This is a genomic window from Pseudomonas sp. NPDC087804, assembly GCF_044742965.1.
In the GTDB taxonomy this organism is placed as follows: domain Bacteria; phylum Pseudomonadota; class Gammaproteobacteria; order Pseudomonadales; family Pseudomonadaceae; genus Aquipseudomonas; species Aquipseudomonas rustica.
Window position 1 is genome coordinate 1 of the sequence record NZ_JBIUVN010000015.1, and the last position, 22,320, is coordinate 22,320.

The 22,320-nt window shown below is 60.5% G+C and carries 20 protein-coding genes and 1 pseudogene; 8 read left to right on the forward strand and 13 right to left on the reverse strand.

Annotation, left to right across the window (positions count from 1 at the left end):
- From ACIOMO_RS18200 to miaB, 4 genes and pseudogenes are all read right to left on the reverse strand, one after another.
- Positions 1–373: pseudogene (locus ACIOMO_RS18200) on the reverse strand (magnesium/cobalt efflux protein); the annotation flags it as partial.
- Between the two features lie 5 nt (positions 374–378).
- Positions 379–873 carry an rRNA maturation RNase YbeY gene (gene ybeY / locus ACIOMO_RS18205; protein WP_401242622.1) on the reverse strand — a complete coding sequence of 165 codons (495 nt, stop codon included), beginning with the start codon at positions 871–873 and terminating at the stop codon, positions 379–381.
- Positions 866–1,864, reverse strand: a complete 999-nt coding sequence (locus tag ACIOMO_RS18210) for a PhoH family protein (protein ID WP_038361873.1) — start codon at positions 1,862–1,864, stop codon at positions 866–868. Before ACIOMO_RS18210 ends, ybeY begins: the two co-directional genes overlap by 8 nt.
- Positions 1,865–2,041: 177 nt before the next feature.
- Complete coding sequence (miaB, locus tag ACIOMO_RS18215) at positions 2,042–3,370, reverse strand: tRNA (N6-isopentenyl adenosine(37)-C2)-methylthiotransferase MiaB (protein WP_053124140.1); 1,329 nt, start codon at positions 3,368–3,370, stop codon at positions 2,042–2,044.
- A 133-nt stretch (positions 3,371–3,503) separates the two neighbouring features.
- Between miaB and ACIOMO_RS18220 the strand changes: the two genes are divergently transcribed.
- On the forward strand, positions 3,504–3,833 hold the full coding sequence (locus ACIOMO_RS18220) for a DUF1820 family protein (RefSeq protein ID WP_003185742.1): 330 nt from the start codon (positions 3,504–3,506) through the stop codon (positions 3,831–3,833).
- A gap of 111 nt (positions 3,834–3,944) precedes the next feature.
- On the opposite strand, the gene ACIOMO_RS18225 is transcribed toward ACIOMO_RS18220, so the two are convergent.
- From ACIOMO_RS18225 to ACIOMO_RS18240, 4 genes are all read right to left on the reverse strand, one after another.
- On the reverse strand, positions 3,945–4,499 hold the full coding sequence (locus tag ACIOMO_RS18225) for a tetratricopeptide repeat protein (RefSeq protein WP_003228518.1): 555 nt from the start codon (positions 4,497–4,499) through the stop codon (positions 3,945–3,947).
- Positions 4,500–4,724: 225 nt separating this feature from the next.
- On the reverse strand, positions 4,725–6,008 hold the full coding sequence (hemL, locus tag ACIOMO_RS18230; RefSeq protein ID WP_053124138.1) for a glutamate-1-semialdehyde 2,1-aminomutase: 1,284 nt from the start codon (positions 6,006–6,008) through the stop codon (positions 4,725–4,727).
- Between the two features lie 17 nt (positions 6,009–6,025).
- Complete coding sequence (gene thiE / locus ACIOMO_RS18235) at positions 6,026–6,649, reverse strand: thiamine phosphate synthase (RefSeq protein ID WP_008081079.1); 624 nt, start codon at positions 6,647–6,649, stop codon at positions 6,026–6,028.
- An 18-nt stretch (positions 6,650–6,667) separates the two neighbouring features.
- The gene (locus ACIOMO_RS18240; protein ID WP_007909650.1) at positions 6,668–7,465 is read right to left on the reverse strand and encodes a hydroxymethylpyrimidine/phosphomethylpyrimidine kinase; all 798 of its coding nucleotides are present in this window, start codon (positions 7,463–7,465) and stop codon (positions 6,668–6,670) included.
- Here ACIOMO_RS18240 and ACIOMO_RS18245 point away from each other — a divergent pair.
- From ACIOMO_RS18245 to ACIOMO_RS18265, 5 genes are all read left to right on the forward strand, one after another.
- Positions 7,464–7,658: a hypothetical protein gene (locus tag ACIOMO_RS18245; protein ID WP_212550850.1), complete on the forward strand. Its 195-nt coding sequence runs from the start codon at positions 7,464–7,466 to the stop codon at positions 7,656–7,658. The two genes, ACIOMO_RS18240 and ACIOMO_RS18245, sit on opposite strands and share 2 nt — an antisense overlap.
- A 153-nt stretch (positions 7,659–7,811) precedes the next feature.
- Positions 7,812–10,166 (forward strand): 7TM diverse intracellular signaling domain-containing protein, encoded by a 2,355-nt coding sequence (locus tag ACIOMO_RS18250; protein ID WP_401242627.1) that lies wholly within the window; start codon positions 7,812–7,814, stop codon positions 10,164–10,166.
- Positions 10,167–10,261: 95 nt separating this feature from the next.
- The gene (locus tag ACIOMO_RS18255; protein ID WP_400752521.1) at positions 10,262–11,911 is read left to right on the forward strand and encodes an acyl-CoA dehydrogenase family protein; all 1,650 of its coding nucleotides are present in this window, start codon (positions 10,262–10,264) and stop codon (positions 11,909–11,911) included.
- A 169-nt stretch (positions 11,912–12,080) separates the two neighbouring features.
- Entirely contained in the window at positions 12,081–13,580 is a 1,500-nt protein-coding gene (amn, locus tag ACIOMO_RS18260) for an AMP nucleosidase (RefSeq protein ID WP_162130776.1), read from the forward strand.
- Positions 13,581–13,653: 73 nt separating this feature from the next.
- Positions 13,654–14,289 carry a pseudouridine synthase gene (locus tag ACIOMO_RS18265; RefSeq protein WP_053124132.1) on the forward strand — a complete coding sequence of 212 codons (636 nt, stop codon included), beginning with the start codon at positions 13,654–13,656 and terminating at the stop codon, positions 14,287–14,289.
- On the opposite strand, the gene ACIOMO_RS18270 is transcribed toward ACIOMO_RS18265, so the two are convergent.
- On the reverse strand, positions 14,284–14,493 hold the full coding sequence (locus ACIOMO_RS18270) for a DUF2788 domain-containing protein (protein ID WP_003228500.1): 210 nt from the start codon (positions 14,491–14,493) through the stop codon (positions 14,284–14,286). The genes ACIOMO_RS18265 and ACIOMO_RS18270 overlap by 6 nt on opposite strands.
- Positions 14,494–14,759: 266 nt before the next feature.
- Positions 14,760–15,239, reverse strand: coding sequence for an Lrp/AsnC family transcriptional regulator (locus ACIOMO_RS18275; RefSeq protein ID WP_008081091.1), 480 nt, complete (start codon positions 15,237–15,239; stop codon positions 14,760–14,762).
- Between the two features lie 447 nt (positions 15,240–15,686).
- Here ACIOMO_RS18275 and ACIOMO_RS18280 point away from each other — a divergent pair, with 447 nt between their 5' ends.
- Positions 15,687–16,802: a DUF6515 family protein gene (locus tag ACIOMO_RS18280; protein WP_401242631.1), complete on the forward strand. Its 1,116-nt coding sequence runs from the start codon at positions 15,687–15,689 to the stop codon at positions 16,800–16,802.
- A 27-nt stretch (positions 16,803–16,829) separates the two neighbouring features.
- Here ACIOMO_RS18280 and ACIOMO_RS18285 read toward each other — a convergent pair whose 3' ends face one another.
- Together ACIOMO_RS18285 and ACIOMO_RS18290 are read right to left on the reverse strand one after the other, a co-directional pair.
- On the reverse strand, positions 16,830–17,738 hold the full coding sequence (locus tag ACIOMO_RS18285; protein WP_053124129.1) for a cation diffusion facilitator family transporter: 909 nt from the start codon (positions 17,736–17,738) through the stop codon (positions 16,830–16,832).
- 12 nt (positions 17,739–17,750) lie between these two features.
- Positions 17,751–18,170: a hypothetical protein gene (locus ACIOMO_RS18290; protein ID WP_034153788.1), complete on the reverse strand. Its 420-nt coding sequence runs from the start codon at positions 18,168–18,170 to the stop codon at positions 17,751–17,753.
- A 362-nt stretch (positions 18,171–18,532) separates the two neighbouring features.
- Between ACIOMO_RS18290 and hrpB the strand changes: the two genes are divergently transcribed.
- Complete coding sequence (gene hrpB, locus ACIOMO_RS18295; protein WP_401242633.1) at positions 18,533–21,052, forward strand: ATP-dependent helicase HrpB; 2,520 nt, start codon at positions 18,533–18,535, stop codon at positions 21,050–21,052.
- Between the two features lie 25 nt (positions 21,053–21,077).
- Here the strand turns inward: hrpB and ACIOMO_RS18300 are convergent, their stop codons facing one another.
- Entirely contained in the window at positions 21,078–22,271 is a 1,194-nt protein-coding gene (locus ACIOMO_RS18300; RefSeq protein WP_212545756.1) for a hypothetical protein, read from the reverse strand.
- Positions 22,272–22,320: the final 49 nt, after the last annotated feature.

The following is a 22,320-nucleotide window of genomic DNA, read 5'->3' on the forward strand; positions in this document are numbered from 1 at the left end:
CGTTTTCCTGGAGGATCAGCGGCAGCAGATCCTTGGCCAGCAGCACGCCCATCCCGTCGTCATGGCTTTCGCCGATGACCGGGTAGCGCGAGTGGGCCGAGTCGACCACGGCCGGGAGGAATTCACGGGGTGTCTGGGTCGCCTTGATGCTGATCATCTGCGAGCGCGGCACCATGATGTCGCGTACTTGCAGGTCAGCCACCTGAATGGCGCCTTCGACGATGGCCAGCGCTTCGCTGTCCAGCAGTTTGTTCTGATGTGCATCACGCAGCAGCTCGAGGAGCTCCTGACGGTTCTTCGGCTCGTGGGCAAAAGCCTGGGTGAGTTTACCCAGCCATGACTTCTGCCCGTTGCTCGATCGATCTTCGCTCATAGCGATTACTCTGAATCCTTTGTTGTAACGATAGGGGATGTTTCGGTTTCGTCGTCCGCGTACGGATCGGGATAGCCCAATTCGGCAAGCAACTCGCGTTCCAGTGCTTCCATTTCTTCGGCTTCGTCGTCATCTATATGGTCGTAACCAAGCAGATGCAAGCAGCCGTGAATGACCAGATGCGCCCAGTGGGCCTTTAGTTCCTTGCCTTGCTCGGCGGCTTCGCGCTCAACCACCGCCACGCAGATCACCAGATCGCCGAGCAACGGGATGTCGAGAAACTCGTCGGGCACGTCAGCAGGGAACGACAGGACGTTGGTCGCGTAATCCTTTTGGCGCCAGGTGTGGTTGAGCTCGCGGCCTTCTCCCTCGTCGACCAGACGAATGGTCATTTCCGAGTCAGCGGTGCGCTGGCGCAGGGCCAGTTCGCACCACAGACGGAAGTCGGCTTCACTCGGCGCGTTCGCTTCAGTCGCGATTTGCAGGTCTAGCTCAAGCATTTCGCGAGGTGTCCTTGGGTGCTTCGTCACGGTTTTCGAAGCGCTCGTAGGCTTCGACAATCCGCTGTACCAAAGGATGGCGCACGACGTCTTTCGGCTGGAAGTGGGTGAAACTGATGCCCGGCACGTCTTTGAGCACTTCGATCACATGGTGCAGCCCCGATTTGGTGCCTTTCGGCAGGTCGACCTGGGTGATGTCACCGGTGATGACCGCTGTAGAACCAAAGCCAATCCGCGTGAGGAACATTTTCATCTGTTCAACGGTGGTGTTCTGGCTCTCGTCGAGAATGATGAAGCTGTTGTTCAGCGTGCGACCGCGCATGTAGGCCAGCGGCGCAACTTCAATCACCTGACGTTCGATCAGCTTGGCGACGTATTCGAAACCGAGCATCTCGTAGAGCGCGTCGTAGAGCGGGCGCAAATACGGGTCGATCTTCTGCGACAGGTCGCCGGGCAGGAAGCCGAGTTTTTCACCCGCTTCAACCGCCGGACGCACCAGCAGGATGCGGCGGATCTGTTCACGCTCCAGTGCATCGACAGCGCAAGCCACGGCCAGATAGGTCTTGCCGGTACCGGCCGGGCCAATGCCGAAGTTGATGTCGTTACCGAGAATTTCCTTCACGTAGCGCAGCTGATTCAAGCCGCGCGGGCGAATCATGCCTTTCTTGGTGCGCAGGGCAACGGAGGCTTCGGCGGGGGCGTGATTGTCCAGCTCGACCACGGCCGATTCCTGCAGGAACAGGTGCACCGTATCTGGCGACAGCTCTGAACCTTTGGTTTCCCGGTACAGGCGACGAATCAGATTTTCCGCAGACGTGGTGTGTTTGGGGTCGCCGATCAGCTCGAACTGGTTTCCGCGGTTGCGGATCTCGATCGTCAGGCGCTGTTCGATCAAGCGCAAATGCTCGTCGAATTGCCCGCACAGATTGGCGAAGCGGCGAGCCTCAAAGGGCTCGAGGATAAAACGATGTGGTTCTATGGGTGCGTTCAAGGTCGTATTTAGCCGCCCTGGGGCAATTAAGATGAAATCAAGGATAACGCCAGAGGCTTGGGTGCGAAAGCTCTTAAATATTCTAGGCGTCGAGACCGTCAAGATCGCAGCCTTCGGCAGCTCCTACAGGGGAATGTAATCCATGTAGGAGCTGCCGAAGGCTGCGATCTTTTGCATTTATTGGATCAACGAGCCGCGCAGCGAGTGCGGTTGGGCCGCGTCGATGTGCACGTCGGCGAACTGGCCGATCAGGGTTGGATTGTCGCAGCGGAAGTTGACGATACGATTATTTTCGGTACGCCCTTGCAGCTCGCCCGGGTCTTTCTTCGAATAATCGGTCACCAGAATCCGTTGCGTCGAGCCGACCATTTGTCGGCTGATCTCGAAACCTTGCTGATTCAGGCGATGTTGCAGCGCGTTCAAGCGCTCCTTTTTCAACTCTTCCGGCGTCTCGTCAGCCAGATCGGCAGCCGGGGTGCCCGGGCGTTGGCTGTAAACGAACGAGTAGGAAAAGTCGAAACCGACGTCGGCAATCAGCTTCATGGTCTGTTCGAAATCTTTCTCGGTCTCGCCGGGGAAACCGACGATGAAGTCCGAGCTGATGCAGATCCCCGGCACCGCCGCACGCAATTTGCGCAGCTTGGATTTGTACTCCAGCGCGGTGTGGTTGCGCTTCATCGCCGCGAGAATCCGGTCGGAGCCCGATTGCACCGGCAAGTGCAGATGCTTCACCAATTCCGGCACGTCGGCGTGGGCCTGGATCAGGCTGTCGGAGAATTCCAGCGGGTGCGAAGTGGTGTAGCGAATGCGGTCGATGCCATCAATCGCGGCGACGACGCGAATCAGTTCAGCAAGATCAGCCAGACGACCGTCATGGGTCGTACCGCGATAACCGTTAACGTTCTGCCCCAGCAGCGTCACTTCACGCACGCCGTTTTCAGCGAGGTGAATCACTTCGGCGATCACGTCATCGAACGGCCGGCTGACTTCTTCGCCACGGGTGTACGGCACAACGCAGAACGTGCAGTACTTGCTGCAGCCTTCCATCACCGACACATAAGCGCTCGGGCCATCGATGCGTGGCTCGGGCAAGTGGTCGAATTTTTCGATTTCAGGGAACGACACGTCGACCTGCGGCAGCTTGGTGATGCGTGCGGCGTCGATCATTTCCGGCAGGCGGTGCAGGGTCTGCGGGCCGAACACCACGTCAACGTACGGCGCGCGATCACGGATCGCCGCGCCTTCCTGGCTGGCCACGCAACCGCCGACGGCGATCACCATGTCCGGGTTGGCCAGTTTCAGTTCGCGCCAGCGGCCGAGCTGCGAGTACACGCGATCTTGCGCGCGCTCGCGGATCGAGCAGGTGTTGAGCAGAATCACGTCGGCGTCTTCCGCGCGCGCGGTGACTTCCAGGGCCTGATGTTCACCCAGCAGATCGACCATGCGCGAGCTGTCGTACTCGTTCATCTGGCAACCGTGGGTTTCGATGTAAAGCTTCTTGGCCATGGATTAGTGTCGTCACGTGATTCAAAGAACCCGGCATTATAGGGAACAAGCCCTCAGGTTCCTACCGCTGTGCGTCCGGAGGCTATGCTATAGTTTGCGCCCTCATTTTTATCCCCGATGTTATCCCCCCGCCATGACCAAACGCGAAGCTCCAATCTATAAGGTGATTTTCCTCAACCAGGGCCAGGTGTTCGAAATGTACGCCAAGCAGATCTATCAAAGTGATCTGTGGGGTTTTCTGGAAGTGGAAGAGTTCGTCTTTGGCGAGCGCACGCAAGTGGTCGTCGATCCGAGCGAAGAAAAGCTCAAGGCGCAGTTCGAAGGCGTGGTACGCAGCTTTGTGCCGATGCATTCGATTGTGCGCATCGACGAAGTGGAACGTCTGGGCACCCCGAAAATCAGCGAAGCCCGCGGCGCGGTCGGCAACGTGATGCCATTCCCGATGCCGATGCCTGAGAAGTAAGCCGTAAGACCGAGTCGCCTCATTCGCGAGCAAGCCCGCTCCCACAGGGGAATGCATTCCAATGTGGGAGCGGGCTTGCTCGCGAAGAGGTCAGAAAGGTCGATGCAAAAATCAGGGAAGAGGTGAGAACGGCGTACGCCCATCGGCGCTCTGCAGTTCCATCAGGTATTTACGGAAAATTTGCCCAAGCACCTGCGTGGCAGTCTCAAGGTCTTCGCGGGACATTTTTTCGGACACTTCGTCAGCCGTATCCAGCGCATCTTCCGCGCCGTTGACCGCAGCCATCTTCAGCACGATATACGCCTGAATGTTGTTGGCCTGCACGCCTTCACCGTGGAAGAACATCGTGCCGAGTTTGAATTGCGCCTGAGCGTGGCCTTGCAATGAGGCTTTTTCGAAGTAGCTCAGGGCTTGATTGAGGTCGCGCGGCGCATTTTTGCCGTCGTAGTAGAACTCACCCAACTCGTATTGCGCTTGCGCATCCCCTTCGTCCGCCGCTTTCTGGCAGGCGGCCAGTGCCTGCGTGACGTCTTGCGGCTGAGTATTGAGGGTGCAACGACCCATCGCCGGGATCAACAACGAGTTGCCGCCTGCTTGTGCATGCGCGAGCAGGGGCTGAAGGAGCAACAGGCAGCCCAAGGCAAGGGTGCGGCCGGTGCGGTTCATGGGAATCGACTTACCTCTGAAGGGCACGCGGACCCATCGAGGGATCCAATAAGCGCGCATTATGAAATAAGCAGGGCCAACCTTACAAAGTCTTTACTCGTTTTTCTGCTGCGCGGGGAATATATCGCCCACTTTAGGGGAGATTTTTAGCAGGAGCATCGGAAAAACAGCGCGGATGTAGGTGAATGCTGACGCTGGCGATAGCCAACGTCAGCGGTACGGCAATTACTTCAGTGCGGCGAAGGCGCGTTCGGCAGCGTCCAGCGTCAGTTGCAACTCGGCTTCGCCGTGAGCGATCGAGGTGAAACCGGCTTCGAAGGCACTCGGTGCCAGGTACACGCCACCTTCCAGCATCAGGTGGAAGAAGCGACCGAACAGGGCAGCGTCGCTGGCCATCACGTCTTCAAAAGTGACGATGTCGTCGGCGCCGCTGAAGTACAGACCGAACATGCCGCCGGCCTGGGTGGTCACGAACGGAATGCCAGCGGCGTCGGCGCGCTGTTGCAGGCCGTCGAGCAGACGCGTGGTGTAGTCGGTCAGCTCGGCGTGGAAACCCGGACGGCTGATCAAACGCAGGGTGGTCAAACCGGCGGCCATGGCCAGCGGGTTACCCGACAGCGTGCCGGCCTGATACACCGGGCCCAGCGGCGCGATGCGTTCCATGATTTCTCGCTTGCCGCCGAAGCAACCGACCGGCATGCCGCCACCGATGATCTTGCCGAAAGTAGTCAGGTCAGGGTTTACGCCGTAGTAAGCCTGAGCACCGCCGAGGGCAACGCGGAAACCGGTCATCACTTCGTCGAAAATCAGTACCACGCCATGTTTGTCGCACAGCGAACGCAAGCCTTCGAGGAAGCCCGGCGCTGGCGGCACGCAGTTCATGTTGCCGGCTACCGGCTCAACGATGATGCATGCCACTTCGTCGCCCACTTCCGCCAACATCTTTTCAACCGCGTCGATGTCGTTGAACGGCAGGGTCAGGGTGTGTTTGGCGAACGCCGCCGGCACGCCGGCCGAGCTTGGAACGCCTTGGGTCAGTGCACCAGAACCAGCCTTGACCAGCAGGCTGTCGGAGTGGCCGTGGTAGCAGCCTTCGAACTTGATGATGCTGTCGCGGCCGGTGTAACCACGGGCCAGACGGATTGCGCTCATGGTCGCTTCGGTGCCGGAGCTGACCATGCGCACCATGTCCATCGATGGCACCAGCGAGCAGACCAGGTCGGCCATCTCGGTTTCCATCGCGGTCGGCGCGCCGTACGACAAGCCGTGTTGCAGCTGATTGCGCACCGCGTCGAGCACGTCCGGGTGGCTGTGGCCGAGGATCATCGGGCCCCACGAACCGACGTAATCGACATAACGCTTGTCGTCTTCATCAGTGACGTAAGCGCCTTCAGCGTGTTTGAAGAACAGCGGTGTGCCGCCCACGCTCTTGAATGCGCGGACTGGCGAGTTCACGCCACCGGGAATGTGTTTCTGGGCGTTGGCAAACAGGGTTTCGGAACGAGACATGATCGGGCTCTCAATCTTCAGGATTTGAACAATTCGTTGAACGCGCGGGCGCGGCGGGTCACTTCGGCGGTGCTCTCGGCACCGAACAAGCCGTGAACCACGGCGAGCAGGTCGACGCCGTGGGCCACCAGCGGCGCAGCGTTGTCGAGGCTGATGCCGCCAATCGCGCAGATCGGCAGGTGCAGCGTGCGTTTGGCTTCGTCGAGCAGATCGAGGCTGCAGGTCGGCGCGCCGGGCTTGGTGTTGGAATTGAAGAAGCGGCCGAAGGCGACGTAACTCGCACCTTCTTTGGCAGCTTGTTCGGCCAGCGCGATTTGCGCGTGGCAGGTCGAGCCGATGATGGCTTTTGAACCGAGCAGGGCGCGGGTCGGCGACAGCGGGCCGTCGGTTTGTCCGAGGTGCACGCCGACGTTGAGGCGCGCGGCCAGTTCGGCGTCATCGTTGATGATCAGTTGCGTTTTGTAGCGCTCGCACAGATCGCGCAACGCTTCGGCCTCGCGCAGACGGCGGGCCTCGTCGTTGCTCTTGTCGCGGTATTGCAGCAGGGTAACGCCGCCTTCCAGCGCCGCCTCCACATAAGAGAGAAACTTGCCGGCCAGCAATTCGCTGTCGGTAATGGCATACAGGCCACGTAGTTTCATCGGGCAGACCTCACGACGTTACGAGCAGAAATCCAGCGGCAGGCGACGCGGGACGAACTGGCCTTTGCCCAGTTGTTCGGCATCGCGCAGGGTGCGCCAGGTGTAATCCAAAGCACTGCGCACGGCGCTGGCCAGGTGTTCGCCCTGAGCCAATCGACCGGCCAAAGCACTGGCCAGTGTGCAACCGGAACCGTGATAGCTGCCCGGCAGGCGCTGGCAGATAAAGGTTTCACGCAGGCCGTCGCGGCTGTACACGCGGTTGTGGATTTCAGTTTCGTCGCCATGGCCGCCGGTGATCAGCAGGTTTTTGACGAACGGCAGGAGTTTTTCAGCGCACTCGTCCGCGGTGCCTTCGGGCAGTTCGGCGAGGATGCGCGCTTCAGGAAGGTTAGGGGTGGCAATGATCGACAGCGGCAGCAGACGCTCGCGCATCGCATAGCCGACCTCATCCTTGCCCAGGCGACCGCCGCCGCCGGCGCGCAGCACCGGGTCGCAGACCACCGGCAAGTGCGGGTGCGCCGAGAGCAGTTCGACAACGGTGTCGACCATTTCCAGCGAACCGAGCATGCCCAGTTTCACTGCAGCGACTTCGGAATCGTTGAGCACGGCATTGGCTTGAGCCAGTACCCACTCACGGTCGAGGACGCGGAAGTCAGTGACGTTGACGGTGTCTTGCACGGTCAGGGCGGTGACGGCCGGAGCCGCATGGCAACCCTGCGCGAGCAGGGCTTCGATATCTGCCTGCAAGCCGGCGCCACCACTTGGGTCGTGGCCGGAGAGACAGAGGACAACGGGGCGGGAGCTGTAGATATTCATGGTGCGCGAGCTTACCACCAAAGCTGATTTTCGGGTGTGGCTGGCGGAGCAAGATCAAAAGATCGCAGCCTTCGGCAGCTCCTACAGGAAAATCCAGATCAACGTAGGAGCTGCCGCAGGCTGCGATCTTTTGATCTACCTGACCAACCCAACAGCTCTAGTCCGCTGCTTTGCTCTGAAACGCCCGTTCTAGAGCCTTTGTAGGAAAAATTTCGATGGTGCTCAATGGCCAGCAGCGGCTATGCTAGTCTGGATCCAAACCAATAACAGGTAATACCGGTTTTACGTCTACTCAAGGAATGGGGGGGCTTCCTGACATAACCGGACGAGCCACGCTGGGGCTTCAATGCGCTATTTGCTGATGTTGCTGTTTTGCTTGCCCCTCATGGCGAGCGCCGTCGAATTCGACGAATTCACCCAGAACCTGCCTTTGGGCCGGTCGCTGCAAGTGTTCGAAGACCCAAGTGGTCAGGCAAGCATTGCCGACGTCCGCGCGCAGGCCGCTGCCGGCAATTTCAAAGCCCATGATAAAGCCACGCTCAATGCCGGTTATTCGCGCTCGGCGTTCTGGCTGAAAATCGATCTGCATTACCGCCCGAGCAACCCCGCCGCCCAGCGCACCTGGTTGCTCGAGCTGGCTTATCCGCCGCTCGACCATCTTGATCTGTACTTGCCCGACGCCAATGGCGACTATCAGCTGATCCGTCAGACCGGCGACGCCTTGCCGTTTGCCAGCCGTGAAATCCGCCAGAACAACTACCTGTTCGATCTCGCCTTCGAGCCCGACCAACAACAAACCGTATACCTGCGACTGGCCAGCCAAGGCTCGATCCAGGCACCGGTGACGTTGTGGTCGAGCACCGCGTACCTCGAAGATCAACCCGTGCGCCTGTATGTGCTGGGCATCATTTATGGCGTGCTGCTGGGGATGGTGGTTTACAACCTGTTCATCTACCTCAGCGTGCGCGACACCAGTTACCTCTATTACATCTTCTACATTGCCTCGTTTGGTCTCTATCAACTGTCGGTCAACGGCGCGGCGGTCGAGTACTTCTGGCCGAACAATCCGTGGTGGGCCAACGCCGCGACACCGTTCTTCATCGGTTGCGCCGGGCTGTTCGGCAGCCAGTTCGCCCGCAGTTTCCTGCAGACCAAAACCCATAGCCGTGGACTTGATCGCGTCTTGATCGGCCTGATCGCGTTTGGCGCGCTGGTCATCGGTCTGTCCTTGATGACCAGTTACGCCCTGGCCCTGCGCCTGGCGACGACGCTGGCGCTGACCTTCACCGTGGTGATTTTTGCCGCGGGAATTCTGGCCTGGTGGCGCGGTCTGCGCGTGGCGCGTTATTTCATCATTGCCTGGTCGGCGTTTTTGCTCGGCGGTATCGTCAACACGCTGATGGTGCTCGGCCTGCTGCCGAACGTGTTCCTGACCATGTACGCCAGCCAGATCGGTTCGGCCATCGAAGTGGCGCTGCTGTCGCTGGCGCTGGCCGACCGCATCAACGCGATGCGCGAGCAACAGGCGCAGACTCTGTACGACGCCGGGCAGAAACTCGAAGTGCTCAACCAGCAACTGGCCCACAGCAACAAGCTCAAAGATGAATTTCTGGCGACCCTGACCCACGAACTGCGCACGCCGATGAACGGGGTGATCGGTTCGCTGGAATTGATGCAGACCGTCGAGATGGATCCGGAGCTGGAGCAATATCAGCAAACCGCCGCCGGTTCCGCGCGGGACATGATGCGCATGGTCAACGGCATCCTCACCCTCACCGAATTGCAGGCCGGCAAGCTCAAGGCCTCGCCGGGCAGTTTCAGTTTGCGTGGCGTGGTCGAATCGTTGCGCGCGCAGTTCGACGGCAACGCGGCGAGCAAGTCGCTGGACTTCAAGGTCGACGTGCTGCCAACCCTGCCTGATCGTCTGCACGGCGACAGCGCCAAACTCGCGCAATGCCTGGAATGCCTGCTGGATAACGCGATCAAGTTCACCCGCGTGGGCGGACTGGCGCTGCGGGTTACCGGCAAACCGTCGACGGGCAATCGTCTGGCGCTGTCGTTTGCGGTGATCGACACCGGTATCGGTTTCACCGATCTGGGCGAGGCGACGATGTACCAGCGCTTCTTCCAGCTCGACGGTTCGATGACTCGCGAATACGGTGGCCTCGGCGTCGGTCTGGCGATCTGCCGACAACTGGTGGAACTGCTCGGCGGCAAACTCACGCACCGTTCCGAGCCGGGCAGCGGCAGCCGTTTTCAGCTGGATGTCGAGTTTGAATTGCCGGTGGTTGAGCCCGCGCCGAACTCTGCGCCTGGCGGTGATTGCATTCGCGCGCCGCAGGACTGCACGGTGTTGCTGGTCGACGACAACAGCGTCAACCAACTGGTGATGCGCGGCATGCTGCTCAAGCTCGGTTTCCGCGTGCGCACCGCCGACAGCGGCGCGACGGCGCTGGACTGCCTGCGGCGAGAAACCTTCGACGCGGTGCTGATCGATTGTCAGTTGCCCAGCCACGAAGGCGCGTCGTTGTGCTGCCAGATTCACGCGCTTCCGGGTTGTGCGAACTTGCCGGTGTTCATGCTGGCGTTGAACGCAGATCGAGAGCTATGCGCCACGGGCGTCGCGGTCGATTACCTGAACAAACCAGTGAAATTCGAGGATTTGCAGTCGGCGCTGGAGCGTCGAGTGTTGAGCTGCTGATAGGGTAAAAGCGCCGCGAATTCGGCGCCTATGACACTTTGATCGACAGGGAGCCGGTGCTTAACTGAGCTTTCTGGAGAGCCAAGGAGCCCGTCATGAACCTGCATCAGTTCGCCGAAACCCACGAAGTCACCAACCAGCCGCCGTCGCTGGACGGCACCAACCTGTACCGCATCGACCTGCCGTTGCAGGAGTGGTCGCGCAGGTTCGGCGCCGGTTGGGCCGAGTCGCGGATCGATGCTTACGGCGCGCTGGCCGGCGGGCCATTGATGGAAGCCGGGTTCCTCGCTAACCAAAACAAACCCATATTTGTCAGCCACGATCGCTACGGCCATCGTATCGATCTGGTGGAATTTCATCCGGCTTATCACGAGCTGATGCGCACGGCGATCGAGCATGGTTTGCACTCGATGCCGTGGACGCATCCACAGGACGGCGCCCACGTCGCCCGCGCCGCGATGAGTTACCTGCACAGCCAGGCCGAGGCCGGCAGCGGTTGCCCGCTGACCATGACTTTCGCCAGCGTGCCGGCCCTGCGTCTGCAACCGAATCTCGCCGAGCAATGGCTGCCAAAAGTCCTCGCCACGGAATACGACCCACGCAACGTCGGCATGGCGCACAAGGCTGGCGTGACCATCGGCATGGCCATGACCGAGAAACAGGGCGGCACCGACGTGCGCGCCAACACCACCAAGGCGTATCCGGTCGGCGCCAGCGGCCCGGGCGAGGCGTATGAGTTGGTCGGGCACAAATGGTTTTGCTCGGCGCCGATGTGCGATGCATTCCTCACGCTGGCGCAGACCGACAAGGGTTTGAGCTGCTTCCTGCTGCCGCGCCATCGCCCGGACGACACGCGCAATCAGTTCTACATTCAGCGCCTGAAAAACAAGCTCGGCAACCAGTCCAATGCCTCCAGCGAAGTGGAATTCCGTGGCGCGCTGGCGTGGATGGTCGGCGAAGAAGGGCGCGGTGTGCCGACCATTATCGAGATGGTCGCGATGACCCGTTTCGATTGCATGGTCGGTTCCAGCTCGCTGATGCGTCAGGCGCTGACCCAGGCCAGCCATCACTGCGCGCACCGCAAGGTCGGCGGCAAATTGCTCAGCGAACAGCCATTGATGCAAAACGTGCTGGCCGATCTGGCCCTCGAAAGCGAAGCCGCGCTGGCCCTGAGCTTGCGCATGGGCAAGGCGCTGGATCATCTCGACGATCGCCACGAAGCGCAATTTGCACGGCTGGTAACGGCGGTGGGCAAATATTGGATCTGTAAACGCGCGCCGGGGATGATCAACGAAGCGGCGGAATGCATGGGCGGCGCCGGCTATGTTGAAGAGAGCATCCTGCCGCGTTTGTATCGCGAGGCGCCGGTGAACTCGACGTGGGAAGGTTCGGGGAATGTGCAGTGTCTGGATGTGCTGCGCGCGTTGTCGAAAGAACCGGGCGTGCTGGATGTGTTGTTCAGCGAACTCGGAGATGGCCACGGCGACAAACGCCTGGCCGCGCATATTCAACAGTTGCAGGCGCAGTTCAAGGATACGAGCGACATTCAGTATCGGGCGCGGCAGTTGACTGAGGACATCGCGCTCGGTTTGCAGGCCAAGCTATTGCTGGAGGCCGGGAACTCAGCCGTCAGCGATGCCTTTATTGCCAGCCGCCTGAGCGGTGGTGGCCGCGCCTACGGCGCCTTGCCACGCGGCCTCGACATCGAATCCCTCGTCGCCCGCTCAACCCCCCAAGCCCTCTGACCCCCACAAATCCCCTGTAGGAGCTGCCGAAGGCTGCGATCTTTTGATCTTATAAACAGCAAGATCAAAAGATCGCAGCCTTCGGCAGCTCCTACAAGGATTGGGGTGGCCCATATATTGTGCGGTTGCCAACATGCCACTGTTCCCGTGACGCCACGATGCAGGCAAGATGAAGCTCTGCAAGTCAGAACACAGGAAGCTGATCGTGACCGAAGCGTTTATTGTTGTTCAAACCGCCGAACAAGCCGTGGATCGTCTGGCCGAGTTGCATGAGCGGGCCACCACTGCGCTGAACTCGGCGCTCAAGCGTTACCTGAAAGATCGCGTCGAACCCGACGCTGCGCAGCGTGCTCTGTTTCGTTATCCCGAACTGCGTCTGACCTACCATTGCCAGGGCGAAGTCCCGCAGACCACCCGCGCTTACGCCAAGGTGCAATTGCCGGGCACTTACAGTGTCACCGTCACCCACCCGGCGGCGTTCCGCAAATACCTGCTCGAACAGCTTGTACCGTTGATGCACGACTTCACGGTGACCGTGGAAGTCGGCGTCAGCCAGCAAAACATTCCGTATCCATACGTGGTCGAGCAGGGCGATGAACTGGCCGGTTCCGGCGTCACCGCTGCCGTGCTGGCGCGGGTGTTCCCGAGCACCGACCTGTCCGCCGCCACCGATGGCATCGCCGACGGTCTCTACGATTGGGAAAACACCGATCCGCTGCCGCTGGCGCTGTTCGACGCGGCGCGCGTGGATTTCTCCCTGCGTCGTCTGGTGCATTACACCGGCAGCGACTGGCGCCATGTGCAGCCGTGGATCCTGCTGACCAACTATCACCGCTACGTCGACCAGTTCATCGTCCATGGTCTGGAGCAGTTGCGCAGCGATCCGCGTTTCGTGCGCATGGTCTTGCCGGGCAACGTGATCATCGAAAAGAGCATGGATCACGGCGAAGCCTCGGCAATCGCTGCCGGTGTGGTTTGGCACCGTTATCAGATGCCGGCGTATCACCTGATCGCCAACGATGGCCACGGCGTCACGCTGGTCAACATCGGTGTCGGCCCGTCCAACGCCAAGAACATCACCGACCACTTGGCCGTGCTGCGTCCGCATTGCTGGCTGATGATCGGTCACTGCGGCGGGCTGCGTCAGTCGCAGACCATTGGCGACTACGTGCTGGCCCACGCTTATATGCGTCGCGACGGCATTCTCGACCGCGTCGTACCGCCGAATATTCCGATCCCGGCGCTGGCCGAAGTGCAAATGGCGCTGCAACAGGCAGCGGCGAATGTCACTGGCGAGAAGGGCGACGACCTGAAAAAACGCCTTCGTACCGGCACCGTGCTGACTTACGACGACCGTAACTGGGAATTGCGTTGGGCGCAGGAACGACCGTTGATCAACCTGTCCCGCGCCGTCGCGGTGGACATGGAAAGCGGCACGATTGCCGCGCAGGGTTATCGCTTGCGCGTACCGTACGGCACGTTGCTGTGCGTATCGGACAAACCGCTGCACAGTGAAATCAAGCTGCCGGGTTCGGCCAACGCGTTCTATGAGCGCGCGGTCAGTCAGCACTTGAAGATCGGCATCGAAGCGGTCGATCTGCTGCGCACCGAACTCAACTCGCTGCACTCGCGCAAACTGCGCAGCTTCGACGAACCGCCGTTCCGTTAACGGTTAGTCGTGGTCATTTGGCGGTCGGGGCACTAGCATTGTCAGCCCTGATCGCTAAATGTTTGCTCTCCCTATGTCCCGTCCCCCGCGTCCACCTTCCCGTCGCCCTGGCGCGAAGCCTCAGTCGTCTTCGCCACGCCGTGTTGCCAAGGCACCTCCGGCCGAGCCGAAACTGATCCTGTTCAACAAACCGTTCGATGTGCTGACGCAATTCAGCGATGGCGAAGGGCGGGCGACGCTCAAGGATTACATTGATGTGCCCGGCATTTACCCGGCCGGACGTCTGGATCGCGACAGTGAGGGATTGCTGTTGCTGACCAATGACGGCCAGTTGCAGGCGCGCATCGCTGATCCGAAACATAAACTGGCGAAGACTTATTGGGTGCAGGTTGAAGGCGTGCCGAGCGCCGAGCAGTTGCAGCGTCTGCGTGACGGCGTTGAGTTGAACGACGGCATGACCTTGCCCGCTGAAGCGCGGCAGCTGGACGAGCCTGAGCTGTGGCCGCGCAACCCGCCGGTGCGTTTTCGCGCGTCCATACCGACGTCGTGGCTGGAGTTGGTGATTCGCGAAGGGCGCAATCGACAAGTGCGCCGGATGACCGCGGCGGTCGGGCTGCCGACGTTGCGGCTGGTGCGGGTGAAGATTGGTGACTGGACGATCGAAGGGCTCGATCAGGGCCAGTGGAAGGAAGTGCCGGCGCGCTTATAGAGCGCCGGATTCGATCAGGCCGATCACCACACTTTTGATGATGAACGCGGCCACGCCCAGGCCCAGCACGAAGAACAAAATGAACGAGCCAAAGCGCCCGGCCTTGGACTTCTTCGCCAGATCCCAGACGATAAAACCCATGAAAATGATCAGGATGCTGACCAGACCGGTCATCATCCACTCTTCAAATACGGCTGGATCCATTGGGGTTCTCCGGCATGGGCGCGGCTAAAAGGGCGCGGCGAGTATACGCCAAGGGCGGATGGCGGGGCATTGACCTGCGTCGGTGTGCCGCGGTCATTGGTCTGCAACACCAATCCTGCCAGTGCTGCGCACTGGAACGGGGATAAATCCCCTCGCCACAAAAGCGATCTGTAGGAGCTGCCGAAGGCTGCGATCTTTTGATCTGGATTTAAAAGATCAAAAGATCGCAGCCTCGTTTCACTCGTCAGCTCCTACAGGGGGCGGTATCAGTTGCGCAGGTGGGTCAGCGGCAGTTCGGTGCTGTTGAGCACCTGATTCAGCACAAAACTCGAGCGCACGCTGGTCACGCCTTCAATGCGTGTGAGGTGCCCCAGCAACAACTTCTGATAGTGATCCATATCCGGCACCACCACTTTCAACTGGTAATCGGCATCCACACCCGTCACCAGGCTGCACTCCAACACCTGCGGCAATGTGCGAATCGCCGCTTCGAAATTCTCGAAACGCTCCGGCGTATGCCGATCCATGCCGATCAGCACATAGGCAGTCAAACTCAGCCCAAGCATCTTGCGATCCAGCAACGCGACCTGACGCGAGATATAGCCGTCGTCTTCCAGTTGCTTGACCCGGCGCGAGCAAGGCGAGGGTGACAGACCGATGCGCTCGGCCAGCTCCTGGTTGGAGATGCGGGCGTCGCGCTGCAATTCCGCCAAAATGCTCAGGTCGTAACGGTCGAGTTTGCTCATCAATCTGTCCTTGGTTGTAACTATTGCGGCGGATTATCTATCCAGGGTTAAAAATTGCGCAAGTGGTGTTTATTTCAGCAATCTTCGCAATCCTCTGTCGTGGCCTCAGGCCTATTCTTATTACCAGAATCACTGCTCGGTAACACAGTCCACGCGGCCCGCCCTATAAGGCCTGCCGCGGCCGCCACCCCCACCGGGGTTGTGCCGGCCCCCGAGCTGCACACTGTCCAGAAGACGGCGTGAGGTGAGCCGACGTCATAAGCGTCGAGCCAGGACGAAGTTCTCTAAAGGGAGGCCGACGGGTCTCCCTTTTTTCTTGCCTGCGATTTCATCTTGCGGCGCTCAATAAATAAGTTGCGCGACTGATAACCTGTTGCAGAACCGGATGTTCCCGACCCGGTCTTAGTTACAGGCCGCCCTTAATTACAGGCCTCAGTGAGGAAAAGCATGAAGTCGCGCATCTGGCGTCTGGCCGGTGTTGGTGTGTTGTGTGTGAGTGTCAGTGTGCAAGCGCTGGCCGATGATCCAGAGAGCCGCAGCCCGAATGGCGGGCAGCACGGGCAGGGGCATCAAGGCAATAACCAAGGGCATGGCGGCGAAAATCAGCCGCGTCCACAGAATAATCCACAGCAAAACCAGGCGCGTCCACAAAATCAGCCGCCGCAGAATCAACCGCGCCCGCAGAACAACGAAGTCATTCGTGGCGACAACAGCCGCCAGTTCGAACACAACGGCCAGCCGCACAATAACAATGGTCAATGGCAAAACCATGACCAGAACCGGCCGGGCTACAACCCCAACCCGGTGCGCCAGCCGCCACCGCCGCCGCAAATGCCGGCCAACAGTTTGCCGATCCAGTCGCGGCCCGACACCGTGCGCCAGACTCAGGAACCGCGTCAGGGTTACTACCGCGACGAGCGTCCGCAAAACGGCTACAACAATAACAACCAACATTGGCAGACCAACAACCGGCCCAATGACTACCGGCCCAACGACAATCGCTGGCCGGGACGTCCCGACGGACATGGCAACGGTTGGGGCCCGGGCCCGCAATATCGGCCGGGGCATGTGATCGACCGCTTCCCGGATCGCGACTATCGCGTGCCGTATCGCGGGCAGGATTACTTCTATTCCGGCGGCTACTGGTACCGCCCGCAAGGCCCGCGCTACATCGTCGTGCAACCGCCGCGCGGGATCCGCATTCAGTACTTGCCGGACTATTCGCGAGAAGTGTGGATCGGTGGTTCGCTGCTGTTTCTCGCCGCCGGTTCCTATTACGCCTATCAGGAAGCGACGCAGGACTACGTAGTCGTCGAGCCGCCGGTGCAGCAACAGCCGCAACCACAGCCGCAATCTCAGGGCTATGACGTCGAGGCCTATCCGGCCAACGGTCAGTCGCCGGAGCAAGTGCAGCAGGACGGTTATCAGTGCTATCAGTACGCAGTGCAGCAAAGCGGTTTCGACCCGCGCACCGCGACCTATCAACCGGCGCCCGAAGTGGTTCAGGCGTACCGTCAGGCTCAGGGCAATTGCCTGAGCAGTCGCGGTTATCAGGTTCAGTAAAAGCAGCTGCGAGCTGCACGTTTCGAGCTACAAGCTTGAAGCTTGCGGCTCGCGACTTGTAGCTGCTTTTATCGGATCGGCGTGCACCAGCACTTCGGCGCGCGGGTAGGCTTGGTGGATGGCATCGGCGGCTTGATCGCTGATGCCGTGTGCCACTGACAGCGTCAACTCTCCCGGCAATTCCAAGTGCAACTGCACAAACCAATGGTTGCCGGAGATTCGCGTGCGCAAGTCATGCGCGCCCAACACACCTGGCACGCTGCACGCGAGTTCGAGCATGTGCTGACTGACGTCCGTCGGCAGCTCTTCATCCATCAACACCGAAAAACTTTCCCGGGCGATCTGGATCGCGCTCCACAGAATGTACGCAGCAATCCCCAAACCGAACCACGCATCCAGTTGATCAAAACCAAACCCGGCCAAAATCAGCGCAATCAGAATGCTGCCGTTGAGCAACATGTCCGAACGATAGTGCAGCGAATCCGCGCGCACGGCGTTAGAGCCAGTCTGCTTGATCACCCGATGCTGCAACACCAACAGCGCCGCCGTCAGCAGCAGCGAAAACACAATCACGCCGATGCTCAGCCATGGCGCGCCAAGCGGCTGCGGATCGTGCAGTCGTTCGTACGCCTGAAACGCGATCAACACCGCACTGCCACCGATGAACAGCGCCTGCGCCATGCCCGCCAGCGACTCTGCCTTGCCGTGGCCATAACGGTGATCGTCATCCGCCGGACGCAGTGCGTAATGCACCGCCAGCAGATTGAGCATCGAGGTGATGCCATCCAGCGCCGAGTCGGTGAGCCCGGCGAGCATGGCCACCGAACCGCTCAGCCACCAGGCGATGGCTTTGGCGACGATCAGCGTGCAGGCGACCGCCACCGAGGCGCGGGTCGCCAGCCTTAGCAGGCGAGCGTGTTCGGGGCTGGAGGTCATTGCATTTCCTTTTTAAGCGGCAGGTTGCAGGCCGAACATCGCCAGTTGTTGCGTGCTGCCCTTGTGTTGAATCAGGCGCGGATCATCCAGTGGGAAATCTCGGCCCAACTCGCTTTCGAGAATAGCCTGCAACTTGTGATTATCGACCTGACCGTCCGGGCCGATGGCTTGCTTGAGCTTGGCCGGATCGATTTGCGCGGTGTGGCCCGGTTCGAAATAAATCGCGCCGGTGGCGAAGTCGACGGCAAACGCGATCAGCCCGGGAATGATGTAGAACAGGAGGCCCACGGCATCGAGCACGGCAATCGCCGGGTCGACTTTGCCGTCAATCTGACCGCGACGATCCGGGTAGAAAATCGAACCGCACGCCGTGATTTGCGTGAGCAGGGTGGCGACCAGTACACCGCCGATCAGGCGAAAAGGTAAGCGCATGGGAAATCTCCTGATTGATCTAAGAACGAAGCGTCATCGTGTGAAGTTAAGACCCTGACGAACGCCTTGCAGTTCGCCGTTATACTCGGCCTGGCAGGGCGTGCCCACAGTAAATTGCGGCCTCGTCTCACCCCTACCGAAATACGTTGAGGATTGAAGTTGTTTTCTCCAGATCGACACCGCGTGAAGGCTAATGAATCCTGTCGGGGTTCGGCCCTCCGGGCTAAAGCTGTGAGCGCGCCATGCTGCGTTGCGGGACTTGGCAAGGAAACGACCCTTACCTGCGTCCCGCGCCTTGCCTGGCACGCTCACAGCTTTAACGCGACTCGCAATTTACTGTGGGCACGCCCTGGGGAGCCAGCATGAATTCTTTGCCGATCGATGAAGTTTTACCCGCCCTGCGTGAAGCCTTGGCGACTCGCCATGAAGCCGTGCTCGAAGCACCGCCCGGCGCCGGTAAAACCACCCGCGTGCCGTTGGCCTTGCTCAATGAAGCGTGGCTGGCCGGGCAGACCATTCTGATGCTCGAACCGCGCCGCCTAGCCGCGCGTGCCGCCGCAGAACGGCTGGCCAGCGAGTTGGGCGAGAAGGTCGGTGAAACCGTCGGTTATCGCATTCGCCTCGACAGCAAGGTTGGCCCCAACACACGCATCGAAGTGGTCACCGAAGGCATTCTCACCCGGCGTTTGCAGGATGATCCGGCGCTGGAAGGCGTAGGTCTGCTGATCTTCGACGAATTCCACGAACGCAGCCTTGATGCCGATCTGGCGCTGGCCCTAAGTCTGAACGGTCGCGAGCTGTTTCGAGCTGAACAGCCGCTGAAGATTCTGCTGATGTCGGCCACCCTCGAAGGCGAGCGCCTGGCCGGGTTGCTCGACGACGCGCCGATCCTGCGCAGCGAAGGCCGCATGTACCCGGTGACGATGCGCTGGGGCCGGCCGTTTCAGCCCGGCGAATACATTGATCAGCGCGTTACGCAAACCGTGCTCGAAGCGCTGCACGATGAAACCGGCAGCGTCTTGGTCTTTCTGCCGGGGCAGGCGGAAATCCGTCGCGTGCATCAACAATTGGTCGACGCGATGGGTGAGCGCAGCGATGTGTTGCTCTGCCCGCTGCACGGCGAACTCGACCTCAATGCGCAACGCGCGGCGATCGATCCGGCGCCGCCCGGCCAGCGCAAAGTGGTGCTGGCGACCAACATTGCCGAAACCAGTCTGACCATCAACGGCGTGCGTGTGGTGATCGATGCCGGGCTGGCGCGGGTGCCGCGTTTCGATCCGGGAAGCGGCATGACGCGCCTCGACACTCAGCGGATTTCCAAGGCCAGCGCCACTCAGCGTGCGGGCCGGGCAGGGCGTCTGGAACCGGGCGTTTGTTATCGCTTGTGGTCGCAGGATCAGCACGAGCAATTGGCGGCGTATGGCAGTGCGGAAATTCTTTCGGCGGATCTCACCAGTCTTGCGCTGCAATTGGGACGTTGGGGCGTGACGCCGGGCGAACTGGTGTGGCTCGACGTTCCGCCAGCGGCGGCTTATGCACAGGCGCAGGATTTGCTGCAACGGCTCGGCGCGCTGGAAGGTGAGGTGCTGACGACCCACGGTCAGGCCATGGCTGAGTTACCGGCGCATCCGCGCATCGGTCATTTGTTGTTGCGCGGTCAGGCGTTGGGTTTGGCCAACATGGCGTGCGATGTGGCTGCGTTGCTCGGCGAGCGCGATATCTTGCGTGGCGCCGGGGCGGATTTGCACAGTCGTCTGGTGTTGCTGTCCGGCGAAGAACGCGCCGCCCGTGGTGCGCAGGGCGGTGTGCAACGCGCCCGGCAACTGGCGCGGCAATATCGCGGTTATCTGCGCGGCAAGGCGAATGAGCCGGTCAGCGATCCTGGTCATCCGCGCTGGCTCGGTGCGTTGCTGGCGCTGGCCTATCCCGATCGCGTCGCGCAACAGCGGCGTGCCGGTGGCGCCGAATATCGTCTGGCCAACGGTCGTGCGGCGCTGTTCGCCGAAGCCGACAGCCTGATGAAAGAGCCGTGGATCGTCATCGCCGACCTCGGCAGCCGTCAGGGCCAGCGTGAAGAACGTATTTATCTGGCGGCGGATTTTGATCCGGCGCTGTTCGATTCCGTGCTCGCCGAACAAGTGCGCAATGTCGATCAACTCGACTGGGACGAGCGCGAAGGTGTGCTGCGCGCCGAGCGTCAGCGCAAGGTCGGCGAGCTGATTCTCAGCCGTGAACCGCTGACCGGTCTCGACGAAAATGCACGCAGTCAGGCGCTGGTGAATCTGGTGCGACGCAAAGGTCTGGAGCTGCTGCCGTGGACGCCAGAGTTGCGTCAGTGGCAGGCGCGAGTGGCGCTGTTGCGGCAACTTGATCTGACTAATCAGAACGACAGTCAGTGGCCGGAAGTCAGCGATGCAACCTTGCTCAACACCCTCGAAGATTGGCTGGTGCCTTATCTGGGCAAGGTCTCGCGGCTCAGCCATTTTGCCAATCTGGATCTGTCGAGCATCGTGCGTAATCTGCTGCCATGGCCGCTGCCGCAGAAGCTTGACGAGTTGGCGCCGCATCATCTGAGCGTGCCGTCGGGGTCGTCGATTCGGCTGGACTACAGCGGGTTTCCGCCGATTCTCGCGGTGCGTTTACAGGAACTGTTCGGGCTGGCGGATACGCCACGGATCGCCGGCGGGCGCCAGGTGGTCAAGTTGCATCTGCTGTCGCCAGCACGACGTCCGGTACAGGTGACGCAGGATCTCGCCAACTTCTGGCGCAGCACTTATGCCGAGGTGAAGAAGGATTTGAAGGGGCGGTATCCGAAGCATTACTGGCCGGATGATCCGTTGGTGGCGGAGGCTACTGCGCGGGCGAAGCCCCGGGGCACCTGACCCGGGGCTGCGCGCCGCGCCGGTTTCAGACGCTGACAACCTCGCCGCGCGAATGGCCTTGGGCAAAGCGCGTCGCCGAGGTTTGCAATAACAGCCCGACGCTCAAGGTCACCAACAAGAACGGCAGCAGCCAGGCATTCTCGATCATTGCCAGTTGCAGGCTGAGGATCAGCAGCAGCACCGGCGTGGCCAATGCATTCGCCCGGCTGACATACAAACCGACGGCCGCTTCACTGTAGCGGCAGGCAATGGCCACGCGGATGTGCACCCGTGCGCCACCGAACGCCATACCGAGAATCAACAGGCTCAGCGCCTTGAGCAGTAGCGTGTCTGGCATCAGCAGCCACATCGAGGTGGAAATCACCGCCAGTGCGATCAAGCCGGACAAGTACGCCATCAGGTTGCGTCCGGTATTGGCAATGATCACCAGCACACCGATCAGCGCCATGCCCATGCCGAATACCGCATCCAGCACGCCCAGCTCAAACAGCGCCCAGCCATGGTTCGACACATACACCGGCAGCATGAAGTTGAATGCGCCGAGGATCGGCCAGATCAGGACCATCGGAATAAACAGCGTCAGCGGCAGTTTGGCCGGTGCGACGACCTGGTCTGTTTCGGTCACCACCGTCGGCAGGCTGGCGCGGGTGAAGCAAATCGCCGCGACCATGAAAAACCCGCCGCTGAGCACCAGCGAAAAGCCCATCCCGGGCAGGATCGGCATCAATCCCGCCGCCAGCAATGGACCGATCATCAGCGCCGCCTGACTGGTGGCAGTGGTTGCACCGCTGATGCGTCGCACTTTGGTTTCGTCCATGCCCCGTTGCAGTTGGGTGAACCACATGTCCAGGCTGGCCTCGAGCGACATGATCATCAGCCATACGAACAGATTGGTGATCAGCAAACCAACAGTGAAGTCACGCGACACACCGGAAACCAGCGCCAGTGCGGTCAGCCCGAACACAAACCAGCTGCTCATCTGACGGCCGTTCATGCGAATCGCCAGGCGTTTAATGATTGCCGGCGTGATAAATGCGGGGATGAACGAGCAGAAAATCGCTAGCGCCAGCGGCCAGTATCCGCCCTCGTTCTGGTTGAGGATCGTCCACGTCAGCGAGACGAGCAACGCCCCGGAAAACAACCGATAAACCGTCGAGCAGAACAGGAACATTGCCAGCTCTTTGGCGGCACTATGAGTGACTGCGGGGTTTTTATTCATGTCATCGATCCTTGCCCTTGGAGACGCGGCGATTGTTCAATTAAAAGGC